This window comes from Thalassospira sp. UBA1131, from assembly GCF_002311515.1.
Lineage (GTDB): Bacteria > Pseudomonadota > Alphaproteobacteria > Rhodospirillales > Thalassospiraceae > Thalassospira.
Window position 1 is genome coordinate 50,158 of record NZ_DCAO01000059.1, and the last position, 366, is coordinate 50,523.

Sequence of the window (366 nt, forward strand, 5' to 3'; positions counted from 1 at the left end):
TGCCGCTTGGCGTCAGTTCGCTTGTGCTCGTACTGGTGCAGACCGGATCTGCAAGTCAGGGGCGCTTTTTCCACAACAAGCCGTTCAGCGTGATGTGGTGGGGCTTTGCATTGGTGGCCATTCCGGCACTTTTGGTTCAGTGGTTGCTGAGTTCGGCCCTGATCGGCGCATTGTTGCCCTTCAAGGCCACCATGATCAGTTATGTGTTGACGGCCGCCTTGTTCCCGATTGTTGCCTGGGTTCTGGCGCGCGCACAAAATACCCTTCTGCGTTATGTCTAGGCTGCCATGCGCGATTGATGAACTGCGCAATATTGATGTTTTGGCAACGGCTACTAGCTATGATGGGGAAAGGCTGTTTTAATCC

At 54.1% G+C, this 366-nt stretch carries 1 pseudogene; it reads left to right on the plus strand.

From position 1 onward, the window contains the following. Positions 1–281: pseudogene (locus tag B3Z49_RS09085) on the plus strand (rod shape-determining protein MreD); the annotation flags it as partial. Positions 282–366: the final 85 nt, after the last annotated feature.